This window comes from Enterococcus sp. DIV2419 (assembly GCF_051711865.1).
GTDB classification, from domain to species: Bacteria; Bacillota; Bacilli; order Lactobacillales; family Enterococcaceae; genus Enterococcus; species Enterococcus faecalis.
Genome location: NZ_JBIONS010000001.1, coordinates 1826478 through 1851716, shown reverse-complemented (window position 1 = coordinate 1851716; position 25239 = coordinate 1826478). Strand labels below are relative to the sequence as shown.

Genomic DNA, 25239 nt, shown 5'->3' with positions numbered 1-25239 from the left:
AGGAAGGATTGAATAAAAATGAAAAAAAGAAGTTTTGTCTATTGGGGAATGTTTTTCATTCTTTTGTCGACGCTGATAACGCCTTTTCTGAAACTTGAAACAGGATATGCACAAACGGAACCAACTAGTACCAGTGAAACCAATCAAATTTCTGCTACGCCAAACGTAGTGCCGCGTAAGCAAGTAGGCAACATTGTGACAGCGATTCAGCTAACGGACAAAGAGGGAAACCCACTTGGGACCATTAATCAATATACAGACATCTACCTCCGAATTGAGTTCAACTTAGCGGATAATACCGTTAATAGTGGGGATACGAGTGTGATTACTTTGCCCGAAGAGCTACGTCTCGAGAAAAATATGACCTTTAATGTAGTAGATGATACAGGTGCTGTGGTTGCAATCGCACAGACCGATGTAGCAAATAAAACGGTCACGTTAACGTATACAGATTACGTAGAAAACCATGCCAATATTAGTGGGTCTTTATATTTTACAAGTTTGATTGATTTCGAAAATGTCGAAAATGAATCCAAGATTCCTATTTACGTCACGGTTGAAGGGGAAAAAATATTTGCTGGCGATCTTGATTACCAAGGTGAAGGCGATGATGTTAACGAAAAATTTAGCAAGTATTCGTGGTTTATCGAAGACGATCCAACCGAAATTTACAATGTACTACGGATTAATCCAACAGGGCAAACGTATACTGATTTAGAAGTGGAAGATGTGCTAAAAACAGCAAGTTTAAGTTATATGAAAGACACTATGAAAATTGAACGAGGACAATGGACACTGGATGGAAATGCTATTTGGCAGTTCACGCCAGAGGAAGATATAACTGATCAGTTGGCTGTCCAGTATGGTCCTGGTGACCGCAATTTTTCGGTGCATTTTGGTAATATTGGGACTAACGAATATCGTATCACCTATAAAACCAAAATCGATCATCTTCCCGAAAAAGGTGAAACCTTCACAAATTATGCAAAATTAACAGAAAATCAAACGGTGGTGGAAGAAGTCGAAGTGAGTCGTGTCTCACAAACGGGTGGTGGAGAAGCTAATGGTGAACAATATGTTGTTGAAATTCATAAAGAAGATGAAGCAGGCCAGCGTTTAGCAGGTGCAGAGTTTAAACTCATTCGTAACTCAACCAATCAAACAGTGGCCAAAATCACAACAGATCAAAACGGAACAGCGATTGTTAAAGGCTTGTTAAAAGATAACTATACTTTAGAAGAAACCAAAGCACCTACCGGTTACCAGCTTTCGCAAAACAAGATTTCAATAACACCTGAAGACTTTGGTAAAAACTTAGTTGCACTGAAAACTGTTGTGAATCATAAGATTTCATATCAACCAGTCGCTGCTTCATTTTTAGCTGGAAAAGTTCTTTTAGGAAAACCACTGAAGGATGCTGAATTTCAATTTGAATTGTTAGATGAGAAAGGTACAGTACTAGAAACGGTTAGTAACGATACTTTAGGGAAAATTCAATTTTCACCATTAACCTTTGAAACTCCCGGAAACTATCAATACACCATTCGGGAAGTAAACACGCAACAGGCAGGTGTTTCCTACGATACGCACAACCTTCAAGTTCAAGTAACCGTCGAGGCGCTTTTAGGAAATCTTGTGGCGACTACTCAGTATGATGGAGGTCAAGTATTTACTAATCACTATACGCCAGAAAAACCTATAGAAAGTACCACACCACCAACGAGTGGGACAACAGATACTACCACGAATTCAACCACAGAAACTACTTCAATAACCATTGAAAAACAGGCGATTCGTAATAAGGAATTGCCAAAAACAGGTGAAACAAAAGAAAACGCGTTTCTTTTCTTAGGTAGCCTTCTTTTGATTCAAGGATTATTTATCTATTTTAAAACGAAAAAATAATCGCTTAGATAGTTTCAGTAATCGAGACAAAATGTGCAAATTTCGAGAGATTTAGCTTGTTCATTTGAGTTTGGAGTGGTTCTGTGCTATACTATCTTTAGCGTAATGATACTAGTTGGGAGTGAGCGGATTTCTGCTCACTCTTTTTGATGGAAAAGTCATCAGGACACGGTTCGTTACATCAATCTCGAAGGAGGCGAAAATTTTGAGTAGTGCTGTGGAGACTGTAACAAAGTTAGTCACACCAATCTTAGAAGAACAAAATTTTGAACTTGTGGAAGTAGAGTTTGTTAAGGAAGGAAAAAATTGGTTTTTACGAGTATTTATCGATAAAGAAGGTGGCATTGATATTGAGGAATGTGCCTTTGTCAGCGAAAAATTAAGTGAAAAACTAGATGCAATGGATCCAGATCCAATTCCGCAAGCGTACTTTCTGGAAGTTTCTTCTCCGGGAGCAGAACGTCCGTTAAAGAAAGAAAGCGATTATGAACAAGCGGTAGGTAAGTACATTCATATTTCTCTTTATCAAGCAGTTGATGGAGAAAAACAGATTGAGGGTACCTTAGTCCATCTTGATTCAGAACAATTAACATTAAGTGTAAAAATTAAAACCAGAGTGAAGGAAATGACTTTTGAACGTAAAAATATCGCAAAAGCTCGTTTAGCCATTCAATTTTAATCAACAGACTCGAATGTAAAAAAGGGTCCACTAAAAGTTTTACTTTTAGCTAGGCCTGTGACAAGTTTTAACGAGAAGTTTTTCCCTTGGAAGAAGAACCACTCGTTCAGCTTTAACGAATCCATAGGAGGAAAAGAAAAACAATGAGCAAAGAAATGTTAAATGCATTAGACGTATTAGAAGCTGAAAAAGGGATTCCTAAAGATACGGTGATTGAAGCGTTACAAGCAGCTTTAGTTTCTGCATATAAAAGACATTATGGACAAGCAAGCAACGTCGAAGTTGAATTTGAACCAAAAAAAGGCAATATTCACGTGTATGCTGTCAAAGAAGTAACAGAAGAAGTATTTGATTCACAATTGGAAGTTTCATTAAAAGATGCCGTTGCATTAAATGGTGCATATGAAATCGGCGACAAAATTCGTTTTGAAGTTACACCAAAAGACTTTGGCCGCATTGCTGCCCAAACAGCAAAGCAAGTAATTTTACAACGTGTCCGTGAAGCGGAAAGAACAATTATTTATAATGAATTTAGCGAATATGAAAATGACATCATGCAAGGAATTGTTGAACGTCAAGATCGTCGTTATATTTATGTAAACTTAGGTAAAATCGAAGCAGTCTTATCAAAACAAGATCAAATGCCAAATGAATTTTACCAACCGCATGATCGGATTAAAGTTTACGTATCACGTGTTGAAAACACATCAAAAGGCCCACAAGTTTTTGTAAGCCGTAGTCATCCAGATTTACTAAAACGTCTTTTTGAACAAGAAATTCCAGAAGTTTATGATGGAATTGTTGAAATCGTAAGTGTCGCTCGTGAAGCTGGCGATCGTTCAAAAGTAGCTGTTCGTTCAACAGATCCTAATATTGATCCAGTGGGTACCTGTGTCGGTCCAAAAGGCCAACGTGTCCAAGCGATTGTGAATGAATTAAAAGGCGAAAATATGGATATTGTGGAATGGAACGAAGATCCAGCTATTTATATTAGTAATGCCTTGAATCCAGCTCAAGTATTAGATGTTATTTTTGATCCAGAAAATAGCAAAGCCTGTACAGTTGTTGTACCTGATTATCAATTGTCATTAGCAATTGGTAAACGTGGTCAAAATGCGCGCTTAGCTGCTAAATTAACGGGCCATAAAATTGATATCAAATCAGAATCTGATATGGCTGAATTTTATGAGCAACAAGCCAATCAAGAAGTTGCCGAAGTGGCAGAAGAAATGGATGAAGCAATTATCCATTCAGATATGACGGCAGATGATTACGAAAACTTGGCTGCTGAAGAAGCAGTTGTTGAAGCAGAAATTACAGAAGAATTACCTGAACAAGAATAACGTTTTTGGAGGGTGAAAAAATGAAAAAGAGAAAAATTCCAATGCGTAAATCGGTTGTTTCAGGCGAAATGAAACCGAAAAAAGAATTAGTCAGAATTACTCGCTCCAAAGAAGGTGAAGTGGCCTTAGATCCAACTGGTAAATTACCTGGACGTGGCGCTTACGTTGATTTGGATCCTGCGGAAGTCCAAAAAGCTTGGGATAAAAAAATTCTTGATCGTGTCTTAGAAACAAAATTAAGTGATGAATTTTATCAAGAACTATTGGATTATGTAACGCACCAAAAAGCCCGCAAAGAGTTGTTTGGCGATGGAAAATAAAACCAAAATTTTGAACCTTTTAGGTTTAGCAATGCGCGCCGGTAAATTAGTCACAGGCGAGGAATTAACCCTTAAAGATATTCGTGCAAACAAAGCGAAATTTGTGTTTGTTGCGCAAGATGCCAGTGAGAATACTAGAAAGAAAATCAAGGACAAAAGTTCTTATTATAATGTTCCTGTTAGCGAACTGTTCAGTCAATTCGAGCTCAGCCAAGCGATTGGGCGACCACGAATGGTTATCGGAGTAACTGATGCAGGATTTGCCACCAAAATCAAGGAATTACTAAAAGGTTAGGAAGGTGATTGCATGGGAAAAAAAAGAATTTATGAACTAGCAAAAGAAATGAATAAAGCAAGCAAAGACGTTGTCGATAAAGCGCATCAATTAGGTATGGATGTTAAAAACCATATGGGCGCAATTAGTTCCGAGCAAGAAACAAAGCTTCGTCAAGCATTCGGAGGAGGAAGTACCGTAAATACTCAATCAAAAGCAACAAACAACCAAAAGCAACAAACAACACAAAATAAACCAGCCAATAAGAAACCAATGAACAATAAACCTGGTGAACAAAGAAATAACCAAAATCGTCCAAACAATCAATCAACGAATGGACAACAAAGAAACAACAACAACCAAAATCGTCACGGCCAAAGCAACACACAAAACCGTAGCAATCAAACAAATACAAACAATCAAAACCGCAATACCCAAAACAATAACGGTTCTACAACGAATCAAAATCGGACCAGCCAAAATAACAATGGCGGGAACAACCAAAACCGTGGCGGCCAAAACCGCAACAACAATTTTGGTGGCGGTCAAAATCGTAATAACCGGAATAACTTTAATAACCAAAACCGCAATCGTTTCAATAAAAAAGGGAAAAAAGGCAAACATCAACAAGAATCAGCGAAGCCAGCAGTACCAGCACGTAAATTCCGTGAATTACCAGATGTTTTAGAATATACAGAAGGTATGAACGTGGCGGATATTGCGAAAAAAATCCACCGCGAACCAGCGGAAATCATCAAAAAATTATTTATGATGGGTGTCATGGTTAACCAAAACCAAGCCCTAGATAAAGATACAATTGAATTATTAGCTGTGGACTATGGCATGGAACCGCAAGAAAAAGTCCAAGTTGATATTGCGGACATTGATAAATTCTTCGAACCAGAAGCAGTTGTTGAAGAAAACTTAACTACACGTCCCCCTGTTGTCACAATCATGGGACACGTAGACCACGGGAAAACAACATTATTAGATACATTGCGCCATTCTCGTGTGACTTCAGGTGAAGCGGGCGGAATCACGCAGCATATTGGGGCCTATCAGTTAGATATTGATGGCAAACCAATTACGTTCTTAGATACACCAGGACATGCGGCCTTTACAAGTATGCGCGCGCGTGGTGCCAGCATCACTGATATTACCATCTTAGTTGTTGCAGCGGACGATGGAGTAATGCCACAAACAATCGAGGCGATTAACCATGCCAAAGCGGCAAAAGTGCCGATTATTGTAGCAGTTAACAAAATTGATAAGCCTGGTGCGAACCCTGATCATGTGAAACAAGAATTAAGTGAACATGAATTAATTCCTGAAGAATGGGGCGGAGATACGATTTTCGTCAATATTTCAGCGAAATTCAATCAAAACATTGATGAACTATTGGAAAATATTTTACTGATTGCTGAAGTAGAAGACTTAAAAGCTGATCCAACGCAAAAAGCAATTGGAACAGTGATTGAAGCGCGCTTAGATAAAGGTAAAGGTCCGGTTGCGACATTACTCGTTCAACAAGGAACTTTACATGTTGGTGATCCAATCGTTGTTGGTAATACTTACGGACGTGTTCGTGTGATGACCAATGACATGGGCCGCCGTGATAAAGAAGCAGGACCAGCAACTCCTGTGGAAATTACCGGATTAAATGATGTTCCTCAAGCGGGTGATCGTTTTGTAGTCTTTGAAGATGAAAAAACAGCACGTCAAGCAGGGGAAGAACGAGCTAAACGTGCGTTACTTGAACAACGTTCAGCAAGTAGCCGTGTGACATTGGATAACTTATTTGAAAGTCTAAAAGAAGGCGAATTAAAAGAAGTTAATATCATTGTCAAAGCAGACGTACAAGGATCTGCCGAAGCCGTTTCAGCAAGTTTACAAAAAATTGATGTAGAAGGCGTTCGTGTGAAAATTGTTCACGCGGCAGTTGGGGCCATCAATGAAAGCGACGTAACTTTAGCCGCAGCAAGTAATGCGATTATTATCGGCTTTAACGTTCGCCCAACACCACAAGCGAAACAACAAGCAGAACAAGAAGAAGTTGATATTCGTTTACACCGTATTATCTATAAAGCCCTAGAAGAAATCGAAACAGCGATGAAAGGATTATTAGATCCAGAATTTGAAGAAAAAATTACGGGTCAAATGACGGTTCGTGAATTGTACAAAGTATCTAAAGTTGGCACAATCGCTGGCTGTTATGTTACAGAAGGCTTTATTCGCCGCGATAGTGGCGTTCGTGTCATTCGTGATGGTATTGTTATTTATGAAGGTAAATTAGCAAGCTTGAAACGCTTTAAAGATGACGTGAAAGAAGTCAAACTTGGTTTTGAATGTGGCGCTATGATTGAAAATTTCAATGATTTACGTGTAGATGATGCGATTGAAGGCTTCATTATGGAAGAAATCAAACAATAATTTTAGTAATTGGAGGAAGACACTATGGCAAATTATCGTGACCGTCGTGTAGGTCAAGAAATCATGCGTGAAGTGAATGATATCTTGAACAAACGCATCAGAGATCCACGCGTCCAAGGCATCACTATTACAGATGTTCGTGTGACCGGTGATTTACAACAAGCAACGATTTATTACAGCTTGTTATCTGATTTAGCTTCCGAACAACAAAAAGCTCAACAAGGCTTAGACAAAGCCAAAGGACTGATTCGTAAAGAATTAGGACAACGGTTAACCTTGTATAAAACACCAGAGTTGATTTTTGAAAGAGACGAATCTGTCCAATACGGAAATCACATTGATGAGTTGATTCGTAAGTTGAATCAAGGTGAATAATTAAAAAGAAAAAGCACACCAGACGAATGGTGTGCTTTTTCTTTTCATGATTTCTTGATAAAATAGTCATGGAGGTGCAAAGATGAAAAGAATTGTTGGTTTCTATAAAAATGGAGATCGCTATTTAAAAGAAATGGGTTCAGGCAAGAGTTCCCTGTACTTTTTTCTTTTCTTATTTGTACTACATAGTATGCGGGAACATATTATTCAGTTCATCGGATTTTGGCCGTCATTTATATTCGTCCTCATACTTGTCCCAAATCTTATGCTTGGCGTCGGACATATTAACCATTGGTACAAAAACCGCTCTTGAATTTTCCAGAATACTTTTAAGCATGGAACAAAATCAATAAGGATTTTGTTCCATGCTTTTTAAGTTAACCCGGTATTTAATACCATCACAGAATAATCCCTAAATTCAAAAATTCGTCCTTTATAAAGATAAGTGGCGCCATACTTTTGTCGATAGTACGTAATCACATTTTTTAATGTTTCAACATCGATTTCCAAAAATTCAGCACAAGAATAATGGTTGCTTAAGCCAGCTTCAGAGCAACGAATTAAATCGTCTAATGTAACTAATTGCTCTAAGGCCACATTGCGGGCTTTCAACTCTTGCTTCCGATTTTCTGTACAATTTTGATTTAAAATAGTGCCAACGGATGTTTGATAATGCCCGTATTCCTCGGCTAAAATATTCTTCTTTTGACGGGTACTCAATGTTTTTTCAATATAAATTTTGCCATTTCGATACAACCCATAACAACCTGTTTGATTGTATAAATCAATTTCTAAAACCGTCACATCCTTTTGAATGGAACTGACGAGTTTTTCATAATCATTCACTTTACCATTCACCTGCCATTACTTAATAAAAAGAGTAGATGGGAAGTTAATCCTCTTTTTTGTCAGAAGAAATCGATTGTTGATATTTGGCATCAATTTCATCCAAGTAATCGTGAATTTTCTCGATTTCTTCTTTTGAAAATATCTTTTCTGGATCCCCAGCGTGGGCAGCCAGTGTCATTTCGTCATGGCGAGGGAAGGAAAGAATTTCTGCTTGCGTTTGTTGTTCGTGTAATTGTTGTTCGGCAAATTGATAAACGATGGCTTGTCGTTGGGGCTCTAATTTTTTATAAATGCGGTCGATAGTTGAGGCATTTTTTTCCATGGGAACCTCTTGTCCCATCAACCAGGCCTCATTAATATCTAATGCATCTGCAATGCGATAAACTTTGTCTTGTTTTGCTTCGTAACGACCAGCTAGCCAATCGCTGATCGAAGATTTACCGATGCCAGTTTTTTTCGCTAATTCACTAGGTTTGATATTCTTGGCTGTTAAAGCCTCTTTTAAACGGATAGCAAAAATGTTCATATTTCCGAACCTCCTATTGTCTCAAAGTATACTATACCTGTTTAGAGAAGGCAAGTAACAATCGCAATTAAAATTAGCAGTTCATAAAACCGAACTTATGAGTTGACAGTGAAAATATTTGATGCTAAGATAGAGCCATTCAAATGTTCGGTTAACTGAACTAATTTTTTTGAACACTTTGTTCGGAAAACCGTATTTTGGTGGAAAGGGTGAAGAAATGAGTCAGAACTATAAAAAAACGTTGTCGGATACGTTACTTTTAGCAATTATTTTATTAATAAGCAGTGTCTCAATAAAAATTGGGGCCATCGTGATTGGTATGATTGGTCTCATGGAATTACTAACAGAGTAACAATAATTTAGTCAAAAGGAGAGAAGCGGATTGGCAGAACGACGCATGTTTGCAAAAACGATTATTGATAGTGATGCGTTTTTAGATATGCCCTTATCAAGTCAGGCCCTGTATTTTCATTTAGCGATGCGTGCCGATGATGATGGATTTATCAATAATCCCAAAAAATTGCAGCGAATGGTTGGTTGTGGGGAAGACGATCTAAAATTGCTAATGGTTAAAAAATTTATTCTAGTATTTGAAAGTGGTGTGATCGTTATCAAACATTGGAAAATTCATAATTATATTCGCAGTGATCGTTACAAACCAACCTTGTATCAAGAAGAGAAAAATCAGATTGTTGAAAAAAATAGCAAAGCTTATACGTTTAAAGCAGAATCGTCTGTCAGTGGTCAACCAACTGACTACCAACGGTTACCACAGGAAAGCATAGTCCAGTCTAAGTTAGGTCAGAGTCAAGGTAGTAGTTCAGAAAACGATTGTTTAAAGACGATTTATCATTTTTATGAGGAAAACGGCTTTGGTACACTGGCCTCAAAAACAAGCCAAGATTTTAAGTATTGGTTGCAAGATTTTATACAAAAAGGGGCTAGCCAAGAGGAAGCATGCCAATTAATCTTGCATGCTTTAGGAATTGCCGTCGATCGAAATAAAAGGAATTACGGCTATGTAAATGCTATTTTGAAAAGTTGGGAGCAACAAAATTATTTATCCGTACATGAAGTTCTGGTAAATGATAAAAAACAAGTGTTGGAGCATGCGCCGCAAATGACAGAAGAATATCAAGAGTTAGGTTTTTAAAGAAAGGAGGAAATCAGTATGCATGCGACAGATCAAACTTTTCAAATACTATTGAGTCAATTGTTAGAAAAAGTTGAAGACCGTTGTCCTGAATGTGGCAGTGAACAATATGTTTGGCAACAAAAAAATAAAGATGGCACAGAACGTTGTGCCCCAACTTGTTGGTCGTGTGGGTATAAAATGCTAAAAAAACATGAACAAGAAGCCACTCAACAACGTTCTCAAGAGAGTTTTATGGCACGTACACAAAAATTTTTTCATCAAGGGTCCTTAATTGCTGATGATGCGCTACGGCAATGTCGTTTAACCAATTACCAAACCACTGAATTAGAAACAAGACAAGCAAAAGAACGGGCCTTAGCAGCAGTTTCAGCGATTGTTGAAGGAAAGCCAATCCACGTTATTTTTTCAGGGAAACCTGGTGTCGGTAAAAGTCATTTGGCTATCAGTATTTTAGTTGAAGTCTTAGAACGCTCTGCATATAAAAAGTATTGTTTATTTGTCAGCTACTCTGAGTTATTAGAAAAACTAAAAATGTCCATGAATGAGTCGACCAAAAGCCAAGCAAAGGCTCAAGCGTATATTACTAGAATGAAAAAAGCAGACGTTTTGGTCTTAGATGATTTAGGTGCTGAATTAGGAATTAAAAATAAAGTTAGTACGGATTTTAATAATGACATCTTAAACCGAATTTTAGAAGCTAGACAGAATAAAGCAACTATTTTTACTACTAATTTTTCTGGAAAACAACTGGTGGAGGCCTATGGAACACGCATTATTTCTCGTCTAATGAAGCACGCCAGTGGCTATGTTTTCCAATATAAAGACACAACAGACAAACGAATGAGGAGTGTGAAATAAATATGTTAACAATTATTATTGGGTTTATCTTTTGGACAATGACACTGATGTTAGGTTATCTAATTGGTGAAAGAGAAGGCCGTAAACATGAGTAATTTAACAAAACGTAAAAAAGATTTATTTGAAATGAAAAGCGTTGTATTTAAAGATATTTCAAAGCAACAAAGCGAAAAAGCACAAAAAAGAAAACGACTCTTACAACTAATGAATCAATATCCCGATTGGGCAAGTCAAAAAAATAAACTTATTATGCAGGAAATTCAAGAATTAGGACAAGCAATCGGTAATTGGTCGATGGATCAATCAAGACCCATCCAATCCATCAAGGCCGCATCGTTTACAAAAAGCGAGTATCTCTATTTAATTTGGCTCGGTTATTCAGATGAAGCGATTCGTCACGGCTTAGACATGTCGAAAGAGTGTTATTTTATTTATCGATTAACGCTTTTAAATGAATAAAAGTAAAGGAGATTAACCAATGCGTACGTCAACATTTAATTATATCAAAGATATTTTAGCAGACTTTTATAAAACAGATGAGTATATCCGTCAACGGGAAGAAGAATTACGGCACCCTTATCAAGAAGCAGATTTAAATGCTGGTATTAGAGGACAAGGACTTCACTCTGTAGTGACCGAACGAATGGCGATTACGATAGCTATGGATCGTCGTCTGTGGAACTTAGAGAGAAATCGAGACATTATCAAAAATTGTTTAGCTGAAGCGGATGAACAAACGCGCGTGATTATTGAAGAACTATATATGAAAAAACGGCCCTCTTTAACATTAATTGGACTTGCCCAGCAATTATTTATTAGTAAAAGCCAAGCCTATAAATTAAGAAATCATTTCTTTGAAGCGGTGGCGGATGAACTAGGCATGTAAACATGGAAAAAGCGTGGAATTTTTTCAGGTGTCAACATGGTAAATTAATAGTGTCGAAAGAGATAGATAAACGTGAGGCAACCAAAAAAATGAAGACACGGAATTCTATAATTTTGACTGCTTTCTTGTGTCAGCTATGAAGGAGAAGAAAATGCCGGCTACTTTCAAAATCCTTCATTTTGACTAGAAGAGAGCCAATTGGTTAACCAATCCTGAATTTTTTGAATGGAAAGGTGGCTCTAAAAATGAATGAAGCGGAACAAGAGTTATATGAAGCCCTTGTTGCAATCTGCCAGACGTCAGGATTTTTGTTGCTAGAGGAACTGCCGACAGATTTACCAGATCAGCCATTTGTTTACTTAGGTGATAGTAAAGAATTACCTAAGCCAACTAAATCAGCTATTTTGGGAGAAATTGAATTAATAATGCATGTTTATGGTGCGTTATCTGAACGACAACAAATTTCTACAATTAAAGGAACGATTTTACGGCAGGCAACCAGTAACTTAAAACGAACGGCTCATTTTAATTGGGGTATCAAACATCAAGAAGTCAAAGCACAAATGGTAAAAGATACCAAACAAATGAAAAAAACAATTTGGCATGCTGTACTACCATTACACATGCAATTTTACTAGGAGGAATTATCAATGGGAGAAGTTATGCAAGGAAAAGACCGTATTTTATTAGTTCGTCGCTTGGATGAAGCAGCGACAAAGAAAGCAATGAAACCCTTATTTCAAATTGAACATGAATGGGAATTCTCACGTGAATCGAGCGGTACGCAAACAAAAGATGGCGTTGCGAATGCTGTTTCTGGTTTAGAAGTTACGTTATCGTTAAGCGGTTTAGCCTCTCGAGATGATGAAAATTTATACATGAAAGACGCAGTTGAAGATGGCATCTTAATGGAATTTTGGGATGTTGATTTAAAAGGTGAAAAAAATGCGGAAGGTAAATATCCAGCAATTTATGCCCAAGGTTATGTAAATTCATGGAGTTTACCAGCCAATGTAGAAGAATTAGTAGAAATCGAAACAGAAGCCTCTATTAATGGCAAGCCACAAGATGGCTTTGCAACAGTAGAAGCAGATATTATTGCGGAAGCACAATATGCGTTCCAAGATACCGTTCCAGAGAAAGCACCACAACCTGGCGAATAATCAAAAAGTGTTGAATTTTAGGAGGATAAAAAATGAATTTAGAGATTAACGGAAAAACAATTGAAGTGAAATTTACGATTGGCGCGATTCGCGAATTAGATAAACGTTACCAAATTGAAAATGGCGCTGCCAAATTCGGTATGGGCATCAGTTCAGCAATGATTTATTTACGCCAATACAATCCAGTAATCTTAGTTGACATCATGGAAGCTTTACAAAGTGGGCAATTAAAAATAGGTAAGTCGGAAATTGAAGCATGGTTAATGACCCAAGATGTCAAAAAACTTTCAGATGATTTGCTTAAAGAAATGGGAAAGCAACCTCTTACAAAACCAATGATCGATCAGTTCAGCAAAGAAGCGAAGAAAGCAGAAGCGCAAGCGACCAACTAATTAAAACGAGCGATGACGTGTATCACGACATCGCTCTTTCTGCTTTTCGCTACTTAGGCTGTCGTTCGTTTGAAGAAGTGGATCGGATGACCATGTCTGAATTTGAATTACGAATGATTGCTTTTAATTTAGCAGAAGTAGATGAAGAGCGGAAAAGGCACGAGCTTGCCTACTTAAATGTTAAAGCGCAAGCGACAAACAAAAAAGGAAAACCCGTTTTTGAAAGCTTTAAAAGTTTTTATGATTATGAAAAACGAGTTGCTGAAGTTCTGGCAGCTAACCAGCCACAACGAACGAAATTAAATGAGCGGAAAAAAACGCAACTTGCTACTGTGGCAGAGCGTCTACGCCGCTATCGAGAAGGGAGGAGAGTAGATGGAGAATGACAAAGAAAAAACGCCGTTATCGGAGGCAAAGAAAAGCCTTGCAGGCGTCCAACAAGCATTAAAAAGTATGAGCGGTGAGTATGCCTTATTAAGTGGATATTTAGGGAAAATTAGTGCGGGTGTCAATCAGTCAGCCACGGTCATGAACACATTTAAAACCGTCATGCAACAATCTGGAGAAACAGTGAAAAAAACAGGAGACGAAACAGCAAAGGCAGCAGATCAAATGAACACAGCGTTAACAGATTCTGCTGAACAAGCCGGTGAAGCAGCTAAAAAAGCGGGGAAAGAAACCTCTGATGGCTTTACTAATGCACAAAATAATATGCTGAGCTTTGGGACGGCCATGACTAGTGCCGTTTCCTTACCTATGCTGAACGTTTTAAAAACAGCTATGGGCGTCGGTGCTGGGGTCAGTGGCGAATTTCAAGGAATGCAAGGACTGATTATGGCCAGTGCAGGAGGGATTTCTGATTCATTGCAAGGCGAGTTGCAAGGGGCATTGACTCAGATGAATCAATCATTTGAAGCGGCGGCACAAGTGATTCAAAGCGTGATGGCTCCAGGAATGGAAATTTTGGTTCAAGTGGTTATCACAGTCGTCAAAGGCATTACAGCTTTGGTGAATTTATTTATCAAATTACCAAAACCCGTCCAAGTTTTTATTGTTGCCATTATGGGCATTTTAGCCGCCATTGGGCCCATGTTGATTATGGTAACGATGGCTCAGCAAAAATTTCAACAGTTTAGTGATGGTTTGGTTCTTGTAAAAGGAAACATTGGGAAGTTAGGTGGTGGCTTATCAAAACTAAGTGCTAGTTTTAGTGCCTTAAGTGGAGGACCATTAATTTTAATTGTAGCAGCCGTTTTAGCAGCGGTAGCAGCGTTTGTTTATTTCTATAAAACCAATGAAACATTTAGAAATAGTATCAATAGCTTAGCTAGTGCCATTCAAGGAGCTGTTTCAGCGGCGTTTGGCAAATTGGTAGGACTGCTACAACAGATCCAGCCGGCCTTTCAGCAAGTAATGGCAGTTTTTAAACAATTTTTTGCAGTAGGCTTAGAGAAAATGGCGACTATTTTTTCAACAATTGGTCGTGTGCTAACAGGCGTTTTTGCCAGCGGTTTGCAATTAGGTAGTAACTTATTAGGGCAATTTGGTGGCACCTTTGACAAAGCTGGTTTAGCGGTTGGTCTTTTGGTAAAAGTTCTGACAAAGGTTGCACTGGCTGCATTAGGAATTTCCGGGCCGTTTGGTCTAATTATTTCCTTGATTGTTTCATTCGTGACGGCCTGGATGAAAACCGGTGATTTGAGTGCGGGTGGTATTACCCAAGTCTTTGATAATTTAGGTAACACGATTATATCGGTTACAACAATGCTGGCAGCTAATCTACCGAAAGTTATACAACTTTTTACAACCGTCTTAACCAGTATTCTCGAGAAAATAACAGAAGCTATTCCAAGCATCGTAACCGCGTTATCTAGTTTAATTACGTTAATTGTTGGTGCGATCGTTGCCAATTTGCCAGTCTTAATTGAAGCGGCAACACAAATTATTACTACGTTGATTCAGGGGATTACAACAGTCTTACCAATGTTGATAGAAGTTGGTTTGAGCTTATTAATGACTTTAGTTAATGCGATTGTCACCGCCTTGCCAACAATTACAACTGCAGCGATTAATATCATCACTACATTAGTGACAGCTTTTGTCACAGCGTTACCAATGCTAGTTACAGCAGGTGTTTCAATTATCACAGCCTTAGTCAATGCATTTGTTACGATGTTACCGTTGATTTTGACTGCAGGTTTACAAATTTTGATGGCATTAATCACTGGGATTATGACGATTTTACCTCAGTTAATTCAATCAGCGCTGACGATTATTCTAGCGTTAGTGACAGCGTTGATAGGTGCCTTACCACAGATTATCAGCGCAGGTGTCAAATTGTTAATGGCGTTAATTCAAGGAATTATTTCGATTTTACCAACCTTAGTTGCGGCAGCTATTACCTTAATTTTGACATTGGTAAATGCCTTAATTGGTGCCTTGCCACAAATCATCAGCGCAGGCGTCAAATTGCTAATGGCTTTGATCCAAGGGATTATTTCAATTTTACCGCAACTGGTTACTGCAGCAATTACACTAATTACCGCTTTAATGGGTGCGTTAATCAATGCGTTGCCACAGTTGTTAAGTGCTGGGATTCAACTGATTCAAGCCTTAATTAATGGTGTACTCAGTCTATTGGGTGCCTTGCTGTCCGCAGCAGGAACATTAATCTCACAAATGATCACGAAGATTGGTTCTTATTTTGGTCAACTGTTAGCTTCGGGCGGACAGTTAGTTGAAAATATCAAAAATGGGGTTACCAATGCAGCCGATCAGGTAAAAAATGCCATTGGTTCTGTAATTGAAGGTGCTTGGCAAGCAATCCAAGGTTGGTTTTCAAAATTCACCGATGCCGGTGCGAATATTGTCGGTATGATTGCTGATGGAATTACAGGCGCAATTGGAAAAGCCAAAGAAGCAATCGATGGGGTCGCCAGTAAAATTCGTAACTTTTTACCATTTTCACCAGCAAAAGAAGGTCCCTTATCTGATTTGCATAAATTGAATTTCGGCGGCACGATTGCCACGGGGATTTATGCAGGCGAAACAGCCGTTAGTAGAGCAATGGCTTCTATTTTAGACTTACCGCTGTTAAATGATTTTGCCTTGGACTTAGCTGGTCGAGGAAACTTCACGGCAACGATTGACCATCGTTTAGAAAATGATGCATACAATCGACCATTATTTGTGACAGTAGAGTCAACGTTAGATGGAAAAGTTGTCGCAGCAACTACGGCGCCTTATTTAGCAACAGAGTTACAACGACAACAAGTGAAACAAAATAACCGCTTAGGAAGGAGAGGATAACATGTATAAATTTGTTGATACCAATCAAGCAACTCATTCAACGCCTCTTCCTTCAGAAGCGTTGAATTTTAACGGCCAATTTTTAGAAAAAGTCATCCCTGGCTATCAAACATTATCAGTTTCAGGACGAGAATTAGTTCCAAGCGAAATTGAAAGCTATCAATTAGGGATTCGTGATGGTAAACGTCACGTTTATGCGCGAATTCCAGAACGAGAATTAACAGTCAAATATCGCCTTTCAGCTGTGAATAATGAAGCGTTTCGAGATGCATTTAATCATTTAAACGTTGCTTTGTTTACGGAAAAAGACGTTTCTATTTGGTTTAACGACGAACCGGAAATGCTGTGGTTTGGCAGTAAGTCTTCAGTGAGTGATGTACCCGAAGGTGTTAACCAAGTAACAGGCACCTTTACTTTATTGCTTTCTGATCCGTATAAATACACACGGAGTGATGCGACTAGTGTGATGTGGGGTTCGCCAACCATTACATTTCAAGCAAATTACTTAATGGGGAATACAGGCTCGGGAGCAGTTGATTTTCCAATTTTAATTGAAGGTGGAGCCTATTGGGGATCAACCATGATTACCTTTCAAAATCGGGCTTACACGATGGGGGATTTAGGCAAAGAAGTTCGGCCAATTGAAATTTATCCTACGGTTGAAGGCTTAAAAGTCAAACCGACCATTATTTTAACAGGAACCGGACGTGGTGTTTGGATTAAAACACGGAACGATACAATTAACTTAGGAGACTTTGATCGTTCGGAAATTATCATTGATACTGAAAATTTTTATCTGACAAAAAATGGTGCACCGATGATTCGACCAATGAACGATTTTTATCTATATCCCAATGAACCGCTGTATATTCAAGCCAAAGATAGCGACTTCTGCTTGACGATTCGCTATCCTAACCGATTTGTGTAGGAGGGTGATTAAATGTTAATGGCGCTGGATTTAAAAAGAACATATACGGCAATCTTGGATAATGCCTATCAAGTCAGTTATGAAAAAATAGAGAACAAAATTGGCAGTTTAGATTTTACCATGCCGCTAGATGATCCTAAAAATGAATTTATTGCAGAAATGCAATGGGTGGAACTGACCGACAATGAGAATGAATATATTGGTTTATATCGCGTGATGCCAACCACAATTAAGAAAGATGCGAACAATAATCAAATTCACTACTCTGCCACAGAAGCATTATGTACCTTAGGTGATACTGTCCTTTTTGGTTGTCACGAAATTAAAAACAAAACAACGAAAGAGGCCATTCAATTTCTATTAAATAAACAAAAAACAAAGCATTGGGTCCTAAAAAAATGTGATTTTTCAAGGAAATTAACCTATAAATGGGAGAATGAAAACGGGCTAGTCGAGCCTTTATTTAGCATCCCAGCCGATTTCGAAGAGGAATATCTTTGGCAATGGAATACAGAGGTCTATCCTTTTGAACTTTCATTAGTCAAACCGCCAACAGAACCAGTTGCGCGAATTCAAGAAGGTTACAACATGCAAGGATTTGAAATAGAACGTAATCCCAAGATGCTAATCAATCGGATTTATCCATTAGGTTCAGGCGAAGGTGTTAACAAAGTCAATATTCGCTCGGTCAATCAAGGGGTTCCGTATTTAGAGAACAAGGCCGCAATTGACCGCTATGGTTTATTAGAGTCAATTTGGGTGGAACAGCGTTTTTCTGATCCCAAGGCATTAAAGGAAAATGCTTTGCGAATGTTAGAAGAATGGACCAAGCCACAAGTTTCTTGGGTAGTGACTGCAGCTGATTTAATTAAATTAACAGATCAACCTTTAGCAATCGATCGTTTGCGGTTGGGCACGGTTATCATGATTAATACGAATGAGTTTGGGAGTGTCAACCTTCGTATCAAAAAAGAAAGTAAAAAAGATGTCTTTGGTGCCCCCCAAGACATTCAGCTAGAGTTGGGAAATCTGCAAGAAACAATTCATAGTACCATGACAGCTTTCAGTCGGAAACAAGAGATTAGCGAAACTTACGCACAAGGGGCGACGACACTTTTAAATCGTTCAGTACAAGGAGAACTTAGCAAGACACAGCCAGTGGAGCTGAATTTATACTTTGACGAGGACATTCTTTATGTAAACACCTCAGAATTAACGTTCAAGGCAACTGCTAAAGGACCTTCGCATTCTGTAACGAACATTGATTTGGTAGTGGATGGCAAAAAATTACCCCAACTATCATTGCAACAACAACGGCTAAACATTTTGAGTTATTTACGAAAAACAACAGATGGAAAAATCGAACGCGGCAATCACACGCTTCAATTTTTCTCTCATCAGCCACTATGGTTGGATGCTTCGGTCATCTGTCGTGTGTATATTCAATCCCAATTGGGCGGTCAGTTTTAATAAAATAATGAAAATTAGAGGAGTGTGACGAAATGTCAGTAGAACATATTGAAGAATTAGATACCCTGAATCAAGGTCGCCTTAAAATCAATGCAATCTTGGATCAGTCGAATGCATCAGCTGAGAAAGTTGATGCTTACCAAGTCCAGTTAACGAATGGAATTTCTGAAGCGAAAAACATTGCAGATGAAGCTGGCAAAGAAGCCGTACAAATTGCCACCGATGCAGGCAATCAAGCAAATGAAACAGCCAACCAAGCGATGAACAATGCCAAAACAGCAATCACGATTGCAGGAAATGCAGTTTCAACGGCAAATAATAATAAACAAGAATTTGATACTTTGCGAAATGATTTCGATCAATTAGTAGCAGAAGCAGGTGATAGTAATCCAGAAATTGTCCAAGCACGCACAGATACACAAGGCATCAAACAAGCTACCTTAGCGAATCGTCTTCAAATTGATTTGAATGACCGTATGACAAAAGCAGATGGTATTTCTTTATTGGCTAAGCCAACCACTGTCAAATTGAAGTTAGACTTTAACGGTAAAACGGCCGGCAATACAGCCACCAATGCAAACAGTTATTCCACTGATTTTACGGCAAAAATTCTTAAGAAGCCAACAGACGTTTGGGAGGAAGTTTCCCAAGCGGACTACAATAAAATGGCCAGCCGTGATGATGAGGGTGTGAAAACAGGTTCCACCCAAAGCGGTGTGATTCCGCAACAATTAGCGGCCTTCAATCTCGTTGAAGCCGCTAAAAAATTAATTCCACAAATGTTTGAGACAGTCACAACTGACGAGGCGGTGGCATTTATTCGCCAGAACGTTCAATTTTTTACGATTAATCAACGTGTGAAAGCCGCTGCGCCGAATAATCAAACGATTAAAATCGCTGCGTATTTACCAACTACGGATAATTGGGTAACTCAAATTCAAGAATCAGCAAAAGAGTTCAGCGATTTTTCAATTCAAATCAATGATCAGAATTTTATCACAGATGAAGGTTTCATTTATTTAATGAGCTATACAGATTCATCAAATGGGGTAACGCCAGCCAGCGTAGAAGTTGATTACGTGGGGCTTCATATTGGTCTGTCTGTTGATGCCCAAGCGGTTTTAGCGAAGAGTGGCTTTGTTCAAGCAGAGCAACTCAATACCCATGTGGAAAATCAGAATAATCCGCACCAAGTAACCGCTGAACAAGTGGGGCTAGGCAATGTAGAAAATTATGGCTTCGCATCAGACAGCGAAGCAGTCGCGGGAACTTTAACTAGTAAATATATGCACCCGAAAAACGTTGCGGAAGCGATTAAAGGTCAAGCTGTGACACAAACAGGTGATCAAGAGATTGCTGGGGCGAAGAATTTTGTAACTATGCCAACCGTCAATGATGTGCCTTTAGAATCCTCTAAAATGGCCATTTATGAAGCTAGTGGAGTCGGTGAAGTCGAGGCAAAATATCAGGCGGCCTTTAATAAGGATAATATGAAATTTGTATTAATTAGGGTAGGAAATCGTGTTGATGCATTTGTAAGATGTAATTTGAGTGATCCAACGAAATTGAATAACCAGGTAGTCAAAGTTTTTAATGTTCCCACAGGTTATAGTATAAACTCTGTTATCAAAAGAAATACTTGGAATATTCCTTTAACAGCAGTTCAATATAATTTTCCTCAACCAATTTGTACAGCCTTGTATGAGATGGATAATAAGGGAATTATATTTTGTTCTAACCGTGCTGGAAATATTTACCTACAAGGAAGTTGGTACACGGACGATCCGTTTCCAACAAAATAACAAGCTAGTTTAGGAGTCTTTTTATGGAACGTTATCTCAACACAATAACAATGCTTTTAAGCATTTTCGGTGGGATTGTCGTACGTTTATTAGGTGGATTAGATCAATTGTTGGATGTCTTCCTCTTTTTAATTATTGTCGATTTCATCACAGGTTGGATTAAGGCAATCGCCACAAAAGAATTGTCCAGTCGGATTGGTATGCTCGGAATTGCGAAAAAAGTTACGATGTTATTTGTGGTTGCCGTAGCGGTTCGTGTTGAAAAAGTTGTGGGGAACAATTTGCCAATTCGGGAAATGGTTCTGATTTTTTACATTGCGAACGAAGGACTTTCTTTTTTTGAAAATATTGCGACCTTTATTCCTATGCCGAAAAAGTTAAAAGAGTTATTTATTCAGTTAAAAAATAAAGATGATTAAGTAGAAGTGGTCGGGACAAACGTAGAACTTTCGGCTGATTGCCGAAGAAATTACTTCTGTCCCGCCATTTATCTGCGGGTTTAAGCCGTGAAAGGGAAGTTATTTTGACCTTCCTTTCATGGCTTTTTTTAGAAAGGAGTATGCTATGTTTAAAAAATTAATGATTCAACTTGCTTTAGTGATTGGCTTAAGTTTAACGATTCCGATGACGGCTTGCGCTTACACCATCGAAGCGGATCCAATCAACTTTACTTATTTTCCAGGCTCTGCAAGCAATGAATTAATTGTTTTACATGAATCTGGAAACGAGCGGAACCTAGGACCACACAGTTTAGACAATGAAGTGGCCTATATGAAACGAAATTGGTCAAATGCTTATGTCTCATATTTTGTCGGATCTGGTGGACGAGTGAAACAATTAGCTCCTGCTGGCCAAATTCAATATGGCGCAGGTTCTTTAGCTAATCAAAAAGCCTATGCGCAAATCGAATTGGCTCGAACGAATAATGCGGCGACGTTTAAAAAAGATTATGCTGCCTATGTTAATTTGGCCCGTGATTTGGCTCAGAACATTGGTGCTGATTTTTCGCTAGACGATGGAACAGGTTATGGAATAGTCACTCATGATTGGATTACAAAAAATTGGTGGGGAGATCATACAGATCCTTATGGTTATTTAGCGCGTTGGGGGATTAGTAAAGCGCAGTTGGCACAAGATTTACAAACGGGCGTTTCTGAAACAGGTGAGACTGTCATTATTCAGCCAGGTAAACCTAATGCACCAAAATATCAAGTAGGACAAGCAATTCGTTTCACTTCAATCTATACAACACCAGATGCTTTAATCAATGAACATCTATCAGCAGAGGCACTTTGGACACAGGTAGGAACAATTACAGCGAAATTACCGGACCGACAAAACCTTTACCGTATTGAAAATAGCGGACATTTGTTAGGCTATATGAACGATGGCGACATTGCTGAACTTTGGCGCCCGCAAAAGAAGAAATCATTTCTAATTGGTGTGGACGAAGGCATTGTTTTAAGAGCAGGACAACCTAGTCTGTCAGCACCCATTTATGGTATCTGGCCCAAAAATACTCGCTTTTATTACGATGCGTTTTATATTGCAGATGGGTATGTTTTTATTGGTGGGACAGATACAACAGGCGCGAGAATTTATTTGCCAATCGGACCAAACGATGGCAACGCACAGAATACATGGGGATCATTTGCTAGCTAAAAAAAGCCACAAACTCTGCTTTTATCAGAGTTTGTGGCTTTTTTTGCATTTAGCAGAGATTTTGCCAAAGGGAATAAGCAACGGAGACTGCGAAGCTAGGTACTTTTATGCTATAATGACAAAGTTAGTATTATCGGAACTGGAGGAACTATAATGGACGGCATTTTACCGTTATGGAAGGAACGTGGCATGACAAGTCATGACTGCGTATTTAAATTGAGAAAAATTTTACATACCAAAAAAATTGGTCATGGTGGTACGCTAGATCCAGATGTCGAAGGGGTCTTACCCATCTGCGTTGGCAAAGGAACGAAAGTGATCGAATACATGGTAGATTCTGGCAAAACCTATGAAGGTGAAATTACACTTGGATTTGCTACGACAACCGAAGATGTTAGTGGCGAGATTGTTGAAAAAAAACCAGTTACAACACCTCTGTCAACTGAACAAATTGATCAAGCAATGGCCGAAATGACAGGTGAAATCACACAAATCCCACCGATGTTTTCTGCGGTGAAAGTCAATGGTAAACGTTTATATGAATATGCGCGGAATGGGGAAGAAGTTGAACGGCCCCAACGAAAAGCTACGATTTATTCATTTGAACGTACTAGTGAACCAATTTTTAATGAATCTGCTCAAACACAAAGTTGGCGGTTTAAAGTGGTCTGTGGCAAAGGAACCTATGTACGGACACTATCCGTGGATACTGGCAAAAAATTAGGCTATCCTGCCCATATGTCGGATTTAACGAGAACGGCAAGTGGCGGTTTGCAAGCTGCGCAATGCTTAACGTTAGAAGAAGTAGCCAAACAAATGGCTGCTGAAACAATTGATCAATGCCTGTTGCCCATTGAGACAGCAGTAGAACAATTCCCACGAATTGATTTATCAGATGAATTGTATCAAAAAGTAAAAAATGGCATGCGTTTGCACAAAAAAGAATTAGGAATAAAGGCAATGCCAGAATCCTTAGTTGCCTTATTTTACCAAAATCAAGTGGTTAGTTTATACATGCCACACCCAACGCATGATAAATTATTGAAACCAAGTAAAGTTCTACGGAATAATTAAATAAAAAAGAAGGAAGTTTTTGCACATGCAAGTTATTCAACTACATCATCCCTATGAACCCAATCAAATTCCTAATGACGAAGTCGTGATGGTCCTAGGCTTCTTTGACGGTGTTCACAAAGGCCACCAAAAAGTAATTGAAACAGGCAAAAAGATTGCTGAGGAAAAAGGCTTGAAGTTAGCTGTGATGACCTTCAACCAACACCCATCAATCGTTTTTCAAAAAGTTTTACCAGAAAATATGAAATATTTAACTAGCTTGGAACAAAAAGAACGCCTAATGGCCAACTTGGGCGTTGATATTTTATATATTGTCGAATTTACTTCAGCGTTTGCTCAATTAAAACCGCAAGATTTTGTCGATCAGTATATCGTTAATTTAAATAGTGCAGTAGCAGTCTCTGGGTTTGATTATACGTATGGTCCTAAAGAAATTGCTGGAGTCAAACAGTTACCAACTTATGCGCAAGGCCGTTTTGAAGTGGTGACAGTACCAAAAGAAGAAATGACTGGTGCCAAAATTAGCTCAACAAGAATTCGCGAAAAAATGGAAGCCGGCGAAATGGAGGAGGTCACGGAGTTGTTAGGATATATTTATGAAACAGAAGGAACAGTTGTCCATGGCGATGCTCGTGGCCGTTTATTGGGTTTCCCGACCGCTAATGTCAAAGTGAAAAGCACTGTGCGCTTACCAAGAATTGGCGTCTATGCTGTGCAAATCGAAGTTGGTGGCAAATGGTATGTCGGCATGGGCTCAATTGGTCATAATGACACCTTTGGAGAAGGACGCGATTTAACCGTGGAAGTCTATATTTTGGACTTCCATCAAGACATCTATGGTGAACAAGTGGTGGTTCGTTGGAATCATTATTTACGTGACCAAGTGAAATTCAATGGGGCTGAAGCCTTGATCGACCAATTAAAACAAGATGAACGAGATACGGCTGACTATTTCCAACAATCTGAGGACAAATAATGAAGATTCGTCAAGAAAAACCTGCAGAGTATCAAGCTGTAGAACGTTTAACGTATCAAGCGTTCAAGGAATTAAACTTGACCGAAAACTGGCGTCCCACAGAGCATTTTATCGTGCATTTATTAAGAGAAAGTGCCGACTTTATTCCGGAGTTGTCCTTAGTTTCAGAAACTGATCAAGGAAAATTAACGGGTCATATTATGTCTTCGAAAGCCAAACTACGATTACCTGATCATACAGAGAAGGCTGTTTTGACCGTTGGGCCGCTAAGTGTCCATCCAGAAGCACAGAACACGGGCGTAGGCTCAGCGTTAATTAAGCATTCTGTACAGAAGGCCAAAAAATTAGGCGTCGGCGGATTGATTATCCTGGGCCATCCAACTTACTATACGAAGTTCGGTTTTGTTCCAGCGACTACTTTTCAGATTACGTTACCGGAAAAAGAAACATCAGAAGCATTATTGGCTTTGGAATTACTGCCAGGTTATTTTAGCACAAGTGGTGGGGAGTGGCATTTTTCAACATGCTTTGCTTATCCAGAAACACACCTTGTAGAATTAGAAGCCTTTGAAGCAGAACTCGGAATAAATGAATAAAGAATAATAAGGAGGTCGGGACAGAAGTGTTTAACTCCGAGAAATAAGAAGGAATTTCCGAAAATTGTTCTATAATTTTTGGAGACCAAGTAGGTATTGTTCATCATCGAATCACTACGTTCTTCGTGATTCTCAACAATTTCGGCTTATTTCCGAAGGACCTTCAACTCTTAGAGCTTTAGCTCTTAGAAGTTGTTGAGATCGGAGCAACGCGTAGTGTTGCTTCTGTTCCCGCCGTTTATTAGTTTTTGAGCGTGGAGCAAAAA

General features: G+C 38.8%; 28 protein-coding genes. 26 read left to right on the top strand and 2 right to left on the bottom strand.

Annotated features, from left to right (window positions below; all coding sequences use genetic code 11):
• Positions 1-18: 18 nt before the first annotated feature.
• From IGI97_RS08685 to IGI97_RS08650, 8 genes are all read left to right on the top strand, one after another.
• On the top strand, positions 19-1905 hold the full coding sequence (locus tag IGI97_RS08685) for an Ig-like domain-containing protein (protein WP_438738429.1): 1887 nt from the start codon (positions 19-21) through the stop codon (positions 1903-1905).
• A gap of 205 nt (positions 1906-2110) precedes the next feature.
• Entirely contained in the window at positions 2111-2584 is a 474-nt protein-coding gene (gene rimP, locus IGI97_RS08680; protein ID WP_002357863.1) for a ribosome maturation factor RimP, read from the top strand.
• Positions 2585-2727: 143 nt separating this feature from the next.
• Positions 2728-3927 (top strand): transcription termination factor NusA, encoded by a 1200-nt coding sequence (gene nusA / locus IGI97_RS08675; RefSeq protein ID WP_002357862.1) that lies wholly within the window; start codon positions 2728-2730, stop codon positions 3925-3927.
• A 20-nt stretch (positions 3928-3947) separates the two neighbouring features.
• Complete coding sequence (gene rnpM / locus IGI97_RS08670) at positions 3948-4247, top strand: RNase P modulator RnpM (protein ID WP_002363794.1); 300 nt, start codon at positions 3948-3950, stop codon at positions 4245-4247.
• A complete protein-coding gene (locus tag IGI97_RS08665; RefSeq protein WP_002357860.1) occupies positions 4237-4542 on the top strand; it encodes a YlxQ-related RNA-binding protein in 306 nt (101 codons plus the stop codon). Before rnpM ends, IGI97_RS08665 begins: the two co-directional genes overlap by 11 nt.
• A 12-nt stretch (positions 4543-4554) precedes the next feature.
• Positions 4555-6951: a translation initiation factor IF-2 gene (gene infB, locus IGI97_RS08660; protein WP_002357859.1), complete on the top strand. Its 2397-nt coding sequence runs from the start codon at positions 4555-4557 to the stop codon at positions 6949-6951.
• A 24-nt stretch (positions 6952-6975) separates the two neighbouring features.
• Positions 6976-7326, top strand: coding sequence for a 30S ribosome-binding factor RbfA (gene rbfA / locus IGI97_RS08655; protein WP_002360497.1), 351 nt, complete (start codon positions 6976-6978; stop codon positions 7324-7326).
• A gap of 82 nt (positions 7327-7408) precedes the next feature.
• On the top strand, positions 7409-7639 hold the full coding sequence (locus IGI97_RS08650; protein WP_025187326.1) for a hypothetical protein: 231 nt from the start codon (positions 7409-7411) through the stop codon (positions 7637-7639).
• Positions 7640-7698: 59 nt separating this feature from the next.
• Here the strand turns inward: IGI97_RS08650 and IGI97_RS08645 are convergent, their stop codons facing one another.
• Both IGI97_RS08645 and IGI97_RS08640 read right to left on the bottom strand, forming a co-directional pair.
• The gene (locus IGI97_RS08645) at positions 7699-8184 is read right to left on the bottom strand and encodes a toxin (RefSeq protein WP_002382232.1); all 486 of its coding nucleotides are present in this window, start codon (positions 8182-8184) and stop codon (positions 7699-7701) included.
• Between the two features lie 34 nt (positions 8185-8218).
• Positions 8219-8701 (bottom strand): helix-turn-helix domain-containing protein, encoded by a 483-nt coding sequence (locus IGI97_RS08640; RefSeq protein WP_129193588.1) that lies wholly within the window; start codon positions 8699-8701, stop codon positions 8219-8221.
• Between the two features lie 169 nt (positions 8702-8870).
• On the opposite strand from IGI97_RS08640, the gene IGI97_RS08635 reads away from it, so the two are divergent.
• The 18 genes from IGI97_RS08635 (at position 8871) to IGI97_RS08550 (ending at position 24973) form a co-directional block, all read left to right on the top strand.
• Positions 8871-9053, top strand: coding sequence for a hypothetical protein (locus tag IGI97_RS08635; RefSeq protein ID WP_141416716.1), 183 nt, complete (start codon positions 8871-8873; stop codon positions 9051-9053).
• Between the two features lie 45 nt (positions 9054-9098).
• Complete coding sequence (locus IGI97_RS08630) at positions 9099-9854, top strand: DnaD domain protein (RefSeq protein ID WP_163327401.1); 756 nt, start codon at positions 9099-9101, stop codon at positions 9852-9854.
• A gap of 18 nt (positions 9855-9872) precedes the next feature.
• On the top strand, positions 9873-10715 hold the full coding sequence (locus IGI97_RS08625) for an ATP-binding protein (RefSeq protein ID WP_438738425.1): 843 nt from the start codon (positions 9873-9875) through the stop codon (positions 10713-10715).
• Positions 10716-10781: 66 nt separating this feature from the next.
• Positions 10782-11174, top strand: a complete 393-nt coding sequence (locus IGI97_RS08620) for a hypothetical protein (RefSeq protein ID WP_002360492.1) — start codon at positions 10782-10784, stop codon at positions 11172-11174.
• Positions 11175-11193: 19 nt separating this feature from the next.
• Positions 11194-11601 (top strand): RinA family phage transcriptional activator, encoded by a 408-nt coding sequence (locus IGI97_RS08615; protein ID WP_002360491.1) that lies wholly within the window; start codon positions 11194-11196, stop codon positions 11599-11601.
• 221 nt (positions 11602-11822) lie between these two features.
• Positions 11823-12239 (top strand): hypothetical protein, encoded by a 417-nt coding sequence (locus IGI97_RS08610; protein ID WP_002382237.1) that lies wholly within the window; start codon positions 11823-11825, stop codon positions 12237-12239.
• A gap of 12 nt (positions 12240-12251) precedes the next feature.
• Positions 12252-12764, top strand: coding sequence for a phage major tail protein, TP901-1 family (locus IGI97_RS08605; RefSeq protein WP_002369526.1), 513 nt, complete (start codon positions 12252-12254; stop codon positions 12762-12764).
• A 32-nt stretch (positions 12765-12796) separates the two neighbouring features.
• Positions 12797-13156: a tail assembly chaperone gene (locus tag IGI97_RS08600; protein ID WP_002357848.1), complete on the top strand. Its 360-nt coding sequence runs from the start codon at positions 12797-12799 to the stop codon at positions 13154-13156.
• 17 nt (positions 13157-13173) lie between these two features.
• The gene (locus IGI97_RS08595; protein WP_002361692.1) at positions 13174-13542 is read left to right on the top strand and encodes a hypothetical protein; all 369 of its coding nucleotides are present in this window, start codon (positions 13174-13176) and stop codon (positions 13540-13542) included.
• Complete coding sequence (locus IGI97_RS08590) at positions 13532-16465, top strand: phage tail protein (protein ID WP_438738422.1); 2934 nt, start codon at positions 13532-13534, stop codon at positions 16463-16465. The genes IGI97_RS08595 and IGI97_RS08590 overlap by 11 nt, the downstream gene beginning before the upstream one ends.
• A 1-nt stretch (position 16466) precedes the next feature.
• On the top strand, positions 16467-17393 hold the full coding sequence (locus IGI97_RS08585) for a distal tail protein Dit (protein ID WP_438738420.1): 927 nt from the start codon (positions 16467-16469) through the stop codon (positions 17391-17393).
• A 12-nt stretch (positions 17394-17405) separates the two neighbouring features.
• Positions 17406-18863: a phage tail protein gene (locus IGI97_RS08580; protein ID WP_096397700.1), complete on the top strand. Its 1458-nt coding sequence runs from the start codon at positions 17406-17408 to the stop codon at positions 18861-18863.
• Between the two features lie 32 nt (positions 18864-18895).
• Positions 18896-20665 (top strand): hypothetical protein, encoded by a 1770-nt coding sequence (locus tag IGI97_RS08575; protein ID WP_438738418.1) that lies wholly within the window; start codon positions 18896-18898, stop codon positions 20663-20665.
• Positions 20666-20688: 23 nt separating this feature from the next.
• Entirely contained in the window at positions 20689-21084 is a 396-nt protein-coding gene (locus tag IGI97_RS08570) for a phage holin family protein (protein ID WP_002357842.1), read from the top strand.
• A 118-nt stretch (positions 21085-21202) separates the two neighbouring features.
• Positions 21203-22327, top strand: a complete 1125-nt coding sequence (locus IGI97_RS08565) for an SH3 domain-containing protein (RefSeq protein ID WP_438738416.1) — start codon at positions 21203-21205, stop codon at positions 22325-22327.
• A gap of 153 nt (positions 22328-22480) precedes the next feature.
• Positions 22481-23401 (top strand): tRNA pseudouridine(55) synthase TruB, encoded by a 921-nt coding sequence (truB, locus tag IGI97_RS08560; protein ID WP_002360476.1) that lies wholly within the window; start codon positions 22481-22483, stop codon positions 23399-23401.
• Positions 23402-23426: 25 nt separating this feature from the next.
• On the top strand, positions 23427-24377 hold the full coding sequence (gene ribF / locus IGI97_RS08555; protein WP_002375028.1) for a riboflavin biosynthesis protein RibF: 951 nt from the start codon (positions 23427-23429) through the stop codon (positions 24375-24377).
• Positions 24377-24973, top strand: a complete 597-nt coding sequence (locus tag IGI97_RS08550) for a GNAT family N-acetyltransferase (RefSeq protein WP_438738413.1) — start codon at positions 24377-24379, stop codon at positions 24971-24973. Before ribF ends, IGI97_RS08550 begins: the two co-directional genes overlap by 1 nt.
• Positions 24974-25239 lie beyond the last annotated feature (266 nt).

Bases quoted from the DNA above. Each gene is read 5' to 3' on its own strand.
- IGI97_RS08665 (WP_002357860.1), top strand. From the start codon at position 4,237: ATGGAAAATAAAACCAAAATTTTGAACCTTTTAGGTTTAGCAATGCGC.
- rnpM (WP_002363794.1), top strand. From the start codon at position 3,948: ATGAAAAAGAGAAAAATTCCAATGCGTAAATCGGTTGTTTCAGGCGAA.
- IGI97_RS08585 (WP_438738420.1), top strand. From the start codon at position 16,467: ATGTATAAATTTGTTGATACCAATCAAGCAACTCATTCAACGCCTCTT.
- IGI97_RS08550 (WP_438738413.1), top strand. From the start codon at position 24,377: ATGAAGATTCGTCAAGAAAAACCTGCAGAGTATCAAGCTGTAGAACGT.
- nusA (WP_002357862.1), top strand. From the start codon at position 2,728: ATGAGCAAAGAAATGTTAAATGCATTAGACGTATTAGAAGCTGAAAAA.
- truB (WP_002360476.1), top strand. From the start codon at position 22,481: ATGGACGGCATTTTACCGTTATGGAAGGAACGTGGCATGACAAGTCAT.
- IGI97_RS08605 (WP_002369526.1), top strand. From the start codon at position 12,252: ATGGGAGAAGTTATGCAAGGAAAAGACCGTATTTTATTAGTTCGTCGC.
- IGI97_RS08640 (WP_129193588.1), bottom strand. From the start codon at position 8,701: ATGAACATTTTTGCTATCCGTTTAAAAGAGGCTTTAACAGCCAAGAAT.
- IGI97_RS08590 (WP_438738422.1), top strand. From the start codon at position 13,532: ATGGAGAATGACAAAGAAAAAACGCCGTTATCGGAGGCAAAGAAAAGC.
- ribF (WP_002375028.1), top strand. From the start codon at position 23,427: ATGCAAGTTATTCAACTACATCATCCCTATGAACCCAATCAAATTCCT.
- IGI97_RS08625 (WP_438738425.1), top strand. From the start codon at position 9,873: ATGCATGCGACAGATCAAACTTTTCAAATACTATTGAGTCAATTGTTA.
- IGI97_RS08600 (WP_002357848.1), top strand. From the start codon at position 12,797: ATGAATTTAGAGATTAACGGAAAAACAATTGAAGTGAAATTTACGATT.
- IGI97_RS08580 (WP_096397700.1), top strand. From the start codon at position 17,406: ATGTTAATGGCGCTGGATTTAAAAAGAACATATACGGCAATCTTGGAT.
- IGI97_RS08565 (WP_438738416.1), top strand. From the start codon at position 21,203: ATGGCTTTTTTTAGAAAGGAGTATGCTATGTTTAAAAAATTAATGATT.
- IGI97_RS08630 (WP_163327401.1), top strand. From the start codon at position 9,099: ATGTTTGCAAAAACGATTATTGATAGTGATGCGTTTTTAGATATGCCC.
- IGI97_RS08575 (WP_438738418.1), top strand. From the start codon at position 18,896: ATGTCAGTAGAACATATTGAAGAATTAGATACCCTGAATCAAGGTCGC.
- rbfA (WP_002360497.1), top strand. From the start codon at position 6,976: ATGGCAAATTATCGTGACCGTCGTGTAGGTCAAGAAATCATGCGTGAA.
- IGI97_RS08650 (WP_025187326.1), top strand. From the start codon at position 7,409: ATGAAAAGAATTGTTGGTTTCTATAAAAATGGAGATCGCTATTTAAAA.
- IGI97_RS08615 (WP_002360491.1), top strand. From the start codon at position 11,194: ATGCGTACGTCAACATTTAATTATATCAAAGATATTTTAGCAGACTTT.
- IGI97_RS08570 (WP_002357842.1), top strand. From the start codon at position 20,689: ATGGAACGTTATCTCAACACAATAACAATGCTTTTAAGCATTTTCGGT.
- IGI97_RS08685 (WP_438738429.1), top strand. From the start codon at position 19: ATGAAAAAAAGAAGTTTTGTCTATTGGGGAATGTTTTTCATTCTTTTG.
- infB (WP_002357859.1), top strand. From the start codon at position 4,555: ATGGGAAAAAAAAGAATTTATGAACTAGCAAAAGAAATGAATAAAGCA.